The sequence below is a fragment of the Mesorhizobium sp. M7A.F.Ca.US.006.04.2.1 genome (genome assembly GCF_004022915.1).
GTDB classification, from domain to species: Bacteria; Pseudomonadota; Alphaproteobacteria; order Rhizobiales; family Rhizobiaceae; genus Mesorhizobium; species Mesorhizobium ciceri.
Window position 1 is genome coordinate 1 of record NZ_RZQA01000097.1, and the last position, 11,348, is coordinate 11,348.

Below are 11,348 nucleotides of genomic sequence, written 5' to 3' on the forward strand. Positions count from 1 at the left end.
TGTGGACAGCCGGCTTCCCGTCAGGCTCCGCGCCACAAGCGGTTTCCAGCTTCGTCTCGATCGGCGGATCGGCCGGCCCGCTGCCGGTGCCGTGGCTGGTGCCGAGCCTGGTCGTGCTGGCGGCGCTGGTCGTGCTGGTGCTGGAGCGGACGCCCTATGGCCGCCGGCTCTATGCGTTGGGCAGCAATCCGGGAGCGGCGCCGCTGGCGCTGATCGACCCGGTTCGCATGTGGGTCATCACCTATGCAGCAAGCGCCTTCTTCGCCGCTGTCGCGGGCGTGCTGCTGCTCGGCTTCACCGGCTCGGCCTATGGCGATGTCGGCCAGCCCTATCTGTTCCAGACCATCGCAGCGGTCGTCGTCGGCGGCGCAGCACTGGTCGGCGGCCGGGGCAGCTATCTCGGCACGATCGCCGGCGTGCTGGTGCTGACCGAGATCAACACGCTGCTCATCGGCCTCGGCTTCCAGCCCGCGGCGGTGCAGGCCGCGCTCGGCTTCGTCATCGTGCTGCTGGTTTCGCTCTATGGCCGCGAACGGCACGTCTCGGCAACCGTCTGAAAGGACCTGTCAGTCGAGCCGCCACAGCTTGCGGGCATTGCCGGACAACAGCCTGTCGCGCTCGTTAATGCTGCAGCCTGAGAGCAATGCATGGGTCGCCGCTACCCAGGTCGACAGGCCGCCGCCTAGCGTGCAGACCGGCCAGTCGCTGCCCCAGACGACGCGGTCCCAGCCGAATGAATTGATGGTGTGCTCGACGTACGGCCGCAACGTCTCGACCGTCCAGCTGCCGGCATCGGCATAGGCGACGACACCGGAAATCTTGGCCATGACATTCGGGCGCCGGGCGATCTCGCTCATATGCTCGCGCCATGGATGTTCCCTGTTGCCCTTGATGTCGGGCACGCCGCAATGGTCGAGGACGAACGTCACATCGGGTGCCAGGTCGGCAAGCACGATAGCCTTGGGAATCTGGTGCGGCAGCACGACGAGATCGAAGGTCAGGCCGGTGCCGCCAAGCCGCTTGATGCTGTCGCGGAACACCGCACCTTCCGAGAGCTCGTCGGGCGCGACATGAAGGACGCGGCGAAAGCCCTTTACGAACGGGTTTGCCCGCTGCCGTTCGAGATAGGCCGCGAAGTCTCCTTCCTCAGGACGGCAGGACGCGATCACCCCGGCCAGCATGCTGCCGGGCTGCCGTGACAGTCCTTCCACACGAGCCGTCTCGGCTTCGATGTCGGCCGGATCGACATCGACCTCCATATGCAGCACGCGCTCGACGCCGACACGCTGCGCCTCCGTCGCGTAGTCTTCATAAGAGAAATCGCGGTTGAGCGCCGGCACGCCGGCGAGCCAGGGATAGCGCAGGGCCGAGCGATCGATGAGGTGAAGATGGGTGTCGATGATCATGGCGAGGCTCCTCCCTCTGGCTTTTCAAATCATCTCACGAGAGAATTCTTCATTCAAATAAGAATTCACACCGATGAGCCGACTGCTGATCCAGCAAGGTGCGACAGCTTTTCACACGTTGCCAGCAACAGTTCGATTGTCCTGGTGATATCGGGTGCGGAAGGCGCGTTGACCACCGTGATGTAGGGAATCGACAGCGCGGCGATCGCCTTGCCGTCGGAACTGCGCACCGGGGCCGACAGGTTGAAGACGCCGGCTGTCTGCATCGAAGCCATCATCTCGTAGCCACGGTCGCGGATCTGGTCGAGACGGGTGAAGAACTCGCTCGATTGCGCCGTCTTGTCGGTGCTGCGGACGTGTTCGGAAATCATCATCTGGCGCTCTTCCGGTGAGCGGAAGGCGAGCAGCACATGTCCCGAGCCGGTGTCGAACAGACTGATATGGGAGCCGACCCGGATCGATATGCCCCAGTAGTTCGGTGCTTCCTGCTGACCGATGACGACGGCAGAACCGCGATCAAAAACAACGAGTTGGTTGGCCTGCTGCGATGTCTCGGCAAGTTCACGCATCAGCGGCGTGGCATAGGAGACCAGCCGCCGTACCGGCGCGTGCAACTGTGCCAGGCCGAACAGCTTGAGCGTCAGCGAATAGCGGTCGCCGTCGAGGCGCGTGACGTAGCCGCGCCGCACCAGCCGGTCGAGCATGCGATAGAATTCGTTGGGACTGCGGTCGAGTTTCTTGGCGATTTCGGCCTGGGTCAGGCCACCGTCGACGCCCGCCAGCAGTTCAAGGATATCGAGCCCCTTGTCGAGCGCCGGCGCGCGATAGCGCTCGTCTTCGCTGTCGTCCATGGGCTCATCCTCCAGTGAATTTCACCCTTCATATACGCAGGAACGTGCGCAGCGGAAACAAATTTCGCCTTGACGTCTCCATGAATGTTTTGTTTGTATATGAATGTAGCACTTCTTGTCATCAGACGAGTTGCGGTCGCCGGCCAAGGCGCACCCAGGGAGGATACCAATGAACAGACTGCTTTCCGGCGTCTCCGCCGGTGCATTGTTGCTTGCATTTGGTGCAGGCGCAGCCCTTGCCGGCGACCTGCCCGGCAAGTTCGAAGGCGTGACCGTCGACGTGAAGCTGATCGGCGGCCAGCAATATGAAAAGCTCTACGAACGGATCCCGGAATGGGAGAAGGCGACTGGCGCCAAGGTCAACATCCTGACCAAGAAGAACGGCTTCGATATCGACAAGGAGCTCAAGTCCGACATCGCCTCGGGCAGCACCAACTGGTGCGTCGGCTGGAACCATTCCTCCTTCGCGCCGCAATATACCGGCCTCTACACCGACCTCAGCAAGTTGCTGCCGAAGGAAGAGATCGACGCCTTCGTGCCGTCGACGATCAAGGCGGCAACCATCGACGGCAAGCTGGAGATGCTGCCGCGTGCGCAGTTCGACGTTTCGGCGCTCTACTACCAGAAGAGCCTGTACGAGAACGCCGACAACAAGACCAAGTTCAAGGCGAAATACGGCTATGACCTGGTGCCGCCGGACACCTGGAAGGAAGTCACCGACCAGGCCGAGTTCTTCGCCAACCCGCCCAATTTCTACGGCACCCAGTTCGCCGGCAAGGAAGAGGCGATCAACGGCCGCTTCTACGAGATGGTCGTCGCCGAGGGCGGCGAATATCTCGACAAGGACGGCAAGCCGGTCTTCAACTCCGAGGCCGGCATCCGGGCGCTCGACTGGTTCGTCAACCTCTACAAGGCCAAGGCCGTGCCGGCCGGCACCACCAACTATCTCTGGGACGATCTCGGCCAAGGCTTTGCGTCCGGCACTGTCGCCATCAACCTGGATTGGCCGGGCTGGGCCGGCTTCTTCAACGATCCGAAGTCGTCGAAGGTCGCCGGCAATGTCGGCGTCAAAGTCGCGCCGAAGGGTTCGTCCGGCAAGCGCACCGGCTGGTCCGGCTTCCATGGCTTCTCGGTGACCGAGAACTGCCCGAACAAGGAGGCCGCGGCTTCCCTGGTTTGGTGGCTGACCAACGAGGACAGCCAGAAGCTCGAGGCCGCCGCCGGTCCGCTGCCGACCCGCACCGCGGTCTGGGACTGGGACCTGAAGCAGGCCGAAAACGATCCTTACAAGAAGGAGGTTCTTACCGCTTTCCAGGAAGAGGCCAAGCACGCCTTCGCCGTGCCGCAGACGCCTGAATGGATCGAGATCTCGAACGCCGTCTATCCCGAGCTGCAGGCGGCGATCCTCGGCGACAAGACCTCGAAACAGGCACTGGATGAAGCCGCCGCCAAGGCGACACAAATCCTCCAGGACGCCGGCAAGCTCTAGCAACGGCTCCCAGGGCTGCCTCCCCCAATCAGCAATGGGGGAGGCGATCGCGTTGCGCGGGATGCCAGCGGTTTACGCTAACCCTTCGCGCCCAGCCAACGCACCGCCGTCCAAATACAAACACTCAAGGATTCTGATGAAGGGCTTCAAGCCATCCGCGCCATTCCTGCTGCTGCTTCCGGCCATGATCGTGCTGGCGGCGGTGGTGGTGGTGCCGCTGCTTCTGTCGCTCTATTCGAGCTTCACCCCGTTCCGCCTGACGCGGCCCGAAACGTTCTACGTCTTCATCGGCATCCGGAACTATCTTTCGATCCTGTCCAACACCGACTTCTGGTGGGCCTTCGGTCGCACGGTTCTGCTGCTGACCATCGCGCTCAATCTCGAAATGCTGCTCGGGCTCGGCCTCGCCATGCTCGTCGAGAAGGCGACGCGCGGCCAGCGCATCCTGCGCACGCTGATGATGTTTCCGATGATGTTCTCGCCGATCCTGGTCGGCTTCCAATTCAAGTTCATGTTCAACGACAATATCGGCCTGGTGAACAATGCGCTGCAGTCGCTCGGCATCACGCGAGACGCCATACCGTGGCTGATCGAGGGCCATCTCGCCTTCATCGCCATCTCGATCGCCGAGATCTGGTCGTCGACGGCGATCTTCGCCATCCTGATCCTCGCCGGCCTGCTCGCCATGCCCAAGGAGCCGATCGAGGCGGCGCGGGTCGACGGCTGCACGCCGTGGCAGACATTCCGCTATGTGACGTGGCCATTCGTCATGCCCTTCGCCTACATCGCCATGACCATCCGTTCGCTCGACGTGGCGCGCGCCTATGACATCGTCAAGATCATGACCGATGGCGGACCGGCGGGCCGCACCGAACTGCTATGGACCTTGGTGGCCCGCACCGCCTACAGCGACGGGCGCATGGGCATGGCCAACGCCATGGCCTATTTTTCGATCCTGCTGTCGATCGCCTTCACCGTCTACTTCTTCAACAAGCTCGCCGCGGCGCGCACGCAGATCGGTGCGGAGTGGTGAAGATGGACGAGAATTCTTCCGCCCGCCTGAAGCGCCGGCTGCTCGGCATCGTCTATCGCATCGGCCTGTTCCTGGCGATGCTGACCATCTGCCTGCCGGGCCTGTGGATCGTGCTGTCGTCGCTGCGGCCGACGGTCGAGATCATGGCAAAGCCACCGGTGTGGATCCCACAGGAGATTTCGTTCGACGCCTATGTCGCGATGTTCTCAGGCATCGGCAAGGGCGGCATCCCGGTGATTGAATATTTCCGCAACTCGCTGATCATCTCGGTGACCTCGACGGTGATTGCGGTGGCCATCGGCATGGCAGGCGGCTATGCGTTCGCCCGCTATCGTTTTCGCGGTAAATCGAGCGTCTTCCTCGGCCTGATGCTGACGCGCACCGTGCCGGGCATCGCGCTCTCGCTGCCGCTGTTCTTCCTCTATGTGCGGCTCGGCATCATCGACACCCATTTCGGGCTGATCCTCGCCTATGTCGCGCTCAACGTGCCGTTCACCATCTGGCTGATCGACGGCTTCTTCCGCCAGGTGCCCAAGGACCTCGCGGAAGCAGCGCAGATCGATGGCTGCACCCGCTGGCAGGCGTTCTGGCAGGTCGAGTTTCCGCTCGCCGGACCGGGCATTGCGTCGGCCGCGATCTTCGCCTTCCTGACCTGCTGGAACGAGTTCGCGCTGGCCTCGCAGCTGACCCGCTCGGTGAGCGCCAAGACGCTGCCGGTCGGCCTGCTCGACTACACGGCCGAGTTCACCATCGATTGGCGCGGCATGTGCGCGCTGGCCGTGGTGATGATCATCCCGGCGCTCACCCTCACCTACATAGTCCAGAAACACCTTGTCGGCGGCCTGACCTCCGGCGCGGTGAAAGGCTGATCCCATGGCAACCGTTACCCTCACCAAGCTGACCAAGCGCTACGGCACTGTTGGGATCGTGCACGGCATCGATCTCGACATTGCCGACCGCGAGTTCATTGCGCTGGTCGGCCCGTCCGGCTGCGGCAAGTCGACGACGCTGCGCATGATCGCCGGGCTGGAGGAAATCAGCGCCGGCTCGATCGAGATCGGCGGACGCATCGTCAACGATTTGCCGCCACGCTCGCGCAACATCTCGATGGTGTTCCAATCCTACGCGCTCTATCCGCACATGACGGTGCGCGAGAATCTCGGCTTCTCCCTGAAGATCGCCGGCGCCGCCAAAGAAGACATGGACCGCCGCGTCGCCGAGGCCTCGGCCATCCTCGGCCTCGACACGTTGCTCGACCGCCGCCCGTCGCAACTGTCCGGCGGTCAGCGCCAGCGCGTCGCGATGGGCCGCGCCATCGTGCGCGACCCCGATGTGTTTCTGTTCGACGAACCGCTTTCCAATCTCGACGCCAAATTGCGCACGCAGATGCGCACCGAGATCAAGAAGCTGCATGCCAAGGTGCAGTCGACAGTGATCTACGTCACCCACGACCAGGTCGAGGCGATGACGCTTGCCGACCGCATCGTCATCATGCGCGACGGCCATATCGAACAGGTCGGCACGCCCGACGAGGTGTTCCGGCGGCCGGCGACGCGCTTCGTCGCCGGCTTCATCGGCTCGCCGCCCATGAACCTGCACGAGGCGACGGTCGACGGTGGCCAGATGGTTTTCGCCAGCGGCGAGAAGCTGCCGCTGCCCGGCCAGTTCAAGGCCAATGTCGCGACCGGCGACAAGGTCGTGTTCGGGCTGCGGCCGGACGACATCTACCCGACCGGCCATGGCATCAGTTCCGGTGGCGCGGCCGATGTCCACCAGGTCGAGCTGCCGATCACGGTCACCGAACCGCTCGGCAACGAGACGCTGGTGTTCGTTGAATTCAACGGCACGGACTGGGTGTCGCGCATGCTGAACCCGAGGCCACTGCGGCCGGGCGAGCGGGTCGCCATGAGCCTCGACATGTCGCAGGCGCATCTGTTTGCCACTGAGACCGGAAAGACATTGCGGAGCTGATCGGCATGGCCAGAATCGAGAAAGTCGACCTTTGCATGGTGGACCTTGTGCCCAAGGTCAAGCGCACCGACGCGATCCAGAGCTTCGTCAGCCAGGAAACGCCGATCGTCACGATCACCGATTCCGACGGTGCGGTCGGCACCGGTTACAGCTACACGATCGGCACCGGCGGTTCGTCGGTGATGCGGCTGCTCTCGGACCATCTGGTGCCGCGCCTGATCGGCCGCGATCCCGACATGATCGAGGCGATCTGGCACGATCTCGAATTCGCCACCCATGCCACGACCATCGGGGCGATCACCGCGATCGCCATCGCGGCGATCGATACCGCACTGTGGGATCTGCGGGCCAAGAAGCAAAACCTGCCGCTGTGGAAACTCGCCGGCGGCGCCAAGGATCGTTGTCCGCTTTACACCACCGAAGGCGGTTGGCTGCACATCGAGACGCAGGCGCTGGTCGACGATGCGCTGGCCGCCAAGGCGAAGGGATTTCGCGGCTCGAAAGTCAAGATCGGCAGGCCGCACGGGTCGGAGGATCTTGCCCGCCTGTCGGCGGTGCGCAAGGCGGTCGGCGACGGCTACGAGATCATGACCGACGCCAATCAGGGGTTTTCGGTCGACGAAGCGATCCGGCGCGCTGCGAGGCTGCGTGAGCTCGACCTCGCCTGGATCGAGGAACCGCTGCCGGCAGACGACATCGACGGGCATGTGCGATTGTCGAACTCGACGCCGACGCCGATCGCCATCGGCGAGTCGCTCTACTCCCTCCGCCATTTTCGCGAGTACATGCAGAAAGGCGCCTGCTCGATCGTGCAGGTCGATGTCGGCCGTATCGGCGGCATCACGCCCTGGCTCAAGATTGCGCACGCGGCAGAGGCCTTCGACATTCCGGTCTGCCCGCATTTCCTGATGGAACTGCATGTCAGCCTGACCTGCGCTGTTCAGAACGGCCGATATGTCGAGTACATTCCGCAGCTCGACCAGTTGACCGGCAAGCGCATGCGCATCGAAGATGGCCAGGCGCTGGCGCCCGACGAACCGGGAATCGGCATCGATTGGGACTGGGACGCGGTCAAGGCCATGAGCATCGCCGAATTCACCACGGCGATCACGAAATAGGAGACTGATATGCAGCGGATGGGGATGATTCTCGGACTGAAGCCGGAAAAGGTCGAGGAGTATGTCCGCCTCCATGCCGCCGTCTGGCCCGGCGTGCTGACCATGATCTCGGCCTGCAACATCAAGAATTATTCGATCTACCTGAAGCGGCCGGAGAACCTGCTGTTTTCCTATTTTGAATACCACGGCACCGACTATGCCGCCGACATGGCCAAGATGGCGGCCGACCCGAAGACGCAGGAATGGTGGGCCGTCTGCATGCCCTGCCAGGAGCCGCTGGCGACCCGCAAGGAGGGCGAGTGGTGGGCCGAGATGGATGAGGTCTTCCATCATGACTGAAGGCGGCTTCGACCCTGCCTTGCTCGTTCAATCCTGGCCAAAACCCTCAAGACCCCGGCCGATCGTCACCTTCGGCGCGGGATCGATCGTCGGCGACGCGCATTTCCCAGCCTACCGGAAGGCCGGCTTTCCGGTTGCCGGGCTTTATGATCCTGATCATGTCAGGGCTGAAAAGCTGGCCAGCCAATGGGGCGTGACGGCCTTTGGCTCGGTCGAAGAAGCGACTGCTGTCGAGGGCGCGATCTTCGACCTTGCCACCCCGCCGTCGCATCATGCCGATGTGCTGAAGTCCTTGCCTGACGGCGCGGTGGCGCTGATCCAGAAGCCGATGGGCAGCAATCTTGCCGAGGCGACCGCGATCCTCGAAATCTGCCGCGCCAGGAGGCTGCACGCGGCGGTGAACTTCCAATTGCGCTTCGCGCCAATGATGCTGGCGCTGAAGGATGCCATCGGCAAGGGCTGGCTCGGCGAGATCGTCGACTTCGACGCCTGGCTGGCGCTGGCGACACCATGGGAGCTTTGGGAATTCCTGCTCAAGGCGCCGCGCGTCGAGATCGCCATGCATTCGATCCACTATCTCGACCTGATCCGGCAGTTGCTCGGCGACCCCAGAGGCGTGCACGCCAAGACACTCGGCCATCCCAACCATAAGGTGGCGCAGACGCGCACCAGCGCCATTCTCGACTATGGCGACACCGTGCGTTGCGCGCTGTCGATCAACCACGACCACAAATTCGGTCGCCGGCATCAGGCCTGCGAGTTCCGCATCTGCGGCACAGAGGGTGCCGCCTATCTCAAGCTGGGTCTCAACCTCGATTATCCCCAGGGCGAACCGGATGTATTGGAGATCTATCCGAAGGGCGGAACGGGCTGGATCGCCGTGCCTTTGGCCGGCGAGTGGTTTCCCGATGCCTTCGTCGGCCGCATGGCCAATGTCCAGCGCTTTGCGACCGGAGAAGATGATACGCTGATAAGCCCCGTCGAAGATGCCTGGAGCACTATGGCGCTGGTCGAGGCGGCGTATCAGTCGAGCGCGGCACCGGCGACGCCGATTGCGGAAAGACCCTGATGGAACAGATCAAGTATTTCGAGGATTACGAGATTGGCGCGTCGCGCCTAACAAGCGGCCGCACCATCACCGAGACCGACTTCATCGTCCATGCCGGCCACACCGGCGATTTCTTTCCGCACCACATGGACGCCGAGTACATGAAGACGACGCCATTCGGCCAGCGCATCGCGCATGGCACGCTGGTGTTCTCGGTCGGCATCGGGCTGACCGCGAGCGTCGTTAACCCTGTCGCCTTTTCCTACGGCTACGACCGGCTGCGCTTCATCAAGCCGGTGTTCATCGGCGACACAATCCGCACGCGCACCACCATCGCGGTCAAGGAAGACGATCCCAAGCGGCCGGGTTCAGGACGGGTGATCGAGCGGTGCGAGGTGATCAACCAGCGCGGCGACGTGGTGCTGGCGGCAGACCACATCTACATCGTCGAACGCAGGCCGGCGCAGGGCTGAGACTCGGGAAAGTCCTACGAGCCGGTAGCGCGCTTGGTAATGCGCTCCAGCCCGAGCAAGAGAACCAGCGTCGCCACGACCAGGATCATTGTCAGTGCCGCACCGGCAAAGATGTCGCCGCGATCGGTAAGGCTGAAGATCGAGACCGGCAGCGTCACCCAACCCGGCGGGTAGACCATGACGGTGGCGCCGAGTTCCCCCATCGACAGCGCGAAACTGAGACCGAAGGCGGCGACCAGATAGGGTGCGAGCAAGGGCAGTGTGACGTGCCAAAGCCGGTAGGCCGGGCGAGCGCCGAGGCTCGATGCCACCTGCTCGAAGTCGGGCGACAGCCGCGCCAGTCCAGCCGAGACATTGCCGAAGGTGAAAGCCGAGATCAGCACGAAATGCGCGATCATGACGATCGCGATCGTGCCGTTGAGCAGCAGCGGCGGATGGCTGAAGGCAACCAGCAGGCCAAGGCCGACAGACACCGAAGGGACCGCGCTTGGGATGAAGAACAAAAGGCCGAGCAGCCGCCGCAAGGCATGGCCCTGGAGGCGCAGCGACAGGGCCGCCCAGGTGCCGCTGACCAGCGCCAGCGCGCTGGCCAGGAAGCCGGTGACCAGGCTCGCCTTGACCGCTCTGCCGGCGGCACCGGAAATGACATCAGTGTAGTGCTCCGTCGTCAGGCCGTTGGGCAGCACGCCGTTCCACTGGTCGGCGAGGCTGGACAGGAGGATGACCGCGAGCGGCGCCAGGAACAGCACGCCGAAGATCAGTGCGAAGAGCACCCACAGGACAAGACGACCGGAGCGTGACCAGACCAGCATAGGCTAGGCTCCCAACCGGCCGGCGGCGAAACGGTAGAGGCCAAACAGGCCGAGTGACAGCGCGATGTTGACGACGGCGATGATACAGGCGACCTGATAGGCCGATTCCTGGATCGCCTTGCCGTAGATCAGCAGCGGCAGGGTGATGACGCCCTTGGCGCCGATGAACAGCACGATGCCGAATTCGTTGACGGTCAACAACAGGCAGAGGCTGCCGCCGGCGATGAGTGCCGGGATTGCCGCCGGCAGGATCACCTGGCGAACGATGCGAAACGGCCGCGCGCCGAGCACGCTCGCCGCTTCGATCTGGCCACGGTCGACCAGCGAAAAGGCGGCGAGCAGCGGCCGCAGGATGAAGGGTGTGTAGACAGTGACCTCGGCCAGGATCACACCCCACGCGGAATAGAGGAAATCGACGGGCGGCAGCGGCAGCGAAAAGGTCTCCATCAGCCCGGCATTGAGCATGCCGGCGGAGCCATAGAGGAAGGTGAAGGCAAGCGTCACCAGGAATGTCGGCAGCGCGATGAAAGTATCGATCAGCCGGGCGATGAAGCCGCTGCCGGGGAACGGCACGAAGGCCAGAATCAGCGCCAGCACGAGGCCGACGACCAGGCATCCGGCTGTCGCCGCGACCGAGATCGACACCGTGTTGATCAGCGCGTTGAGGAAGAAGCGCGAATGCAGCACGCGGATGACTTCGGCGACATTGGCGACGCCGCTGTCGTCGAGGAAGGCCTGCCGGGCGATCAGCGCCAGCGGATAAAAGAACAGCAGCGCCAGCAGGGCCGCCGGTGGCACTATCCAGAGC

The 11,348-nt window shown here is 63.4% G+C and carries 12 protein-coding genes and 1 pseudogene; 9 read left to right on the forward strand and 4 right to left on the reverse strand.

The window, feature by feature from the left end; all coding sequences use genetic code 11:
• A pseudogene (locus EN925_RS07930) lies at positions 1 to 557 on the forward strand (ABC transporter permease); the annotation flags it as partial.
• Positions 558 to 566: 9 nt separating this feature from the next.
• Here EN925_RS07930 and EN925_RS07935 read toward each other — a convergent pair.
• A complete protein-coding gene (locus tag EN925_RS07935; protein ID WP_127369283.1) occupies positions 567 to 1,406 on the reverse strand; it encodes an amidohydrolase in 840 nt (279 codons plus the stop codon).
• 65 nt (positions 1,407 to 1,471) lie between these two features.
• Positions 1,472 to 2,257 (reverse strand): IclR family transcriptional regulator, encoded by a 786-nt coding sequence (locus EN925_RS07940; protein ID WP_013533023.1) that lies wholly within the window; start codon positions 2,255 to 2,257, stop codon positions 1,472 to 1,474.
• Positions 2,258 to 2,426: 169 nt separating this feature from the next.
• Between EN925_RS07940 and EN925_RS07945 the strand changes: the two genes are divergently transcribed.
• From EN925_RS07945 to EN925_RS07980, 8 genes are all read left to right on the forward strand, one after another.
• Positions 2,427 to 3,746 (forward strand): sugar ABC transporter substrate-binding protein, encoded by a 1,320-nt coding sequence (locus EN925_RS07945; RefSeq protein ID WP_127369284.1) that lies wholly within the window; start codon positions 2,427 to 2,429, stop codon positions 3,744 to 3,746.
• Between the two features lie 136 nt (positions 3,747 to 3,882).
• Complete coding sequence (locus EN925_RS07950) at positions 3,883 to 4,779, forward strand: sugar ABC transporter permease (RefSeq protein WP_013533025.1); 897 nt, start codon at positions 3,883 to 3,885, stop codon at positions 4,777 to 4,779.
• 2 nt (positions 4,780 to 4,781) lie between these two features.
• Positions 4,782 to 5,648 carry a carbohydrate ABC transporter permease gene (locus EN925_RS07955; RefSeq protein ID WP_063171551.1) on the forward strand — a complete coding sequence of 289 codons (867 nt, stop codon included), beginning with the start codon at positions 4,782 to 4,784 and terminating at the stop codon, positions 5,646 to 5,648.
• A gap of 4 nt (positions 5,649 to 5,652) precedes the next feature.
• Positions 5,653 to 6,750 (forward strand): sn-glycerol-3-phosphate ABC transporter ATP-binding protein UgpC, encoded by a 1,098-nt coding sequence (gene ugpC / locus EN925_RS07960; RefSeq protein WP_127368839.1) that lies wholly within the window; start codon positions 5,653 to 5,655, stop codon positions 6,748 to 6,750.
• Between the two features lie 5 nt (positions 6,751 to 6,755).
• A complete protein-coding gene (locus tag EN925_RS07965; protein ID WP_063167541.1) occupies positions 6,756 to 7,868 on the forward strand; it encodes a mandelate racemase/muconate lactonizing enzyme family protein in 1,113 nt (370 codons plus the stop codon).
• A 9-nt stretch (positions 7,869 to 7,877) separates the two neighbouring features.
• Positions 7,878 to 8,207, forward strand: coding sequence for an L-rhamnose mutarotase (locus EN925_RS07970; protein ID WP_127365738.1), 330 nt, complete (start codon positions 7,878 to 7,880; stop codon positions 8,205 to 8,207).
• On the forward strand, positions 8,200 to 9,276 hold the full coding sequence (locus EN925_RS07975; RefSeq protein WP_127365739.1) for a Gfo/Idh/MocA family oxidoreductase: 1,077 nt from the start codon (positions 8,200 to 8,202) through the stop codon (positions 9,274 to 9,276). Before EN925_RS07970 ends, EN925_RS07975 begins: the two co-directional genes overlap by 8 nt.
• Positions 9,273 to 9,728 (forward strand): MaoC/PaaZ C-terminal domain-containing protein, encoded by a 456-nt coding sequence (locus tag EN925_RS07980; protein ID WP_063167538.1) that lies wholly within the window; start codon positions 9,273 to 9,275, stop codon positions 9,726 to 9,728. The genes EN925_RS07975 and EN925_RS07980 overlap by 4 nt, the downstream gene beginning before the upstream one ends.
• A gap of 14 nt (positions 9,729 to 9,742) precedes the next feature.
• Here the strand turns inward: EN925_RS07980 and EN925_RS07985 are convergent, their stop codons facing one another.
• Positions 9,743 to 10,540 (reverse strand): ABC transporter permease subunit, encoded by a 798-nt coding sequence (locus tag EN925_RS07985; RefSeq protein ID WP_013533032.1) that lies wholly within the window; start codon positions 10,538 to 10,540, stop codon positions 9,743 to 9,745.
• Positions 10,541 to 10,543: 3 nt separating this feature from the next.
• Positions 10,544 to 11,348 (reverse strand): 2-aminoethylphosphonate ABC transporter permease subunit (locus EN925_RS07990; protein ID WP_206632804.1); only part of this gene is annotated, 805 nt, incomplete at its 5' end.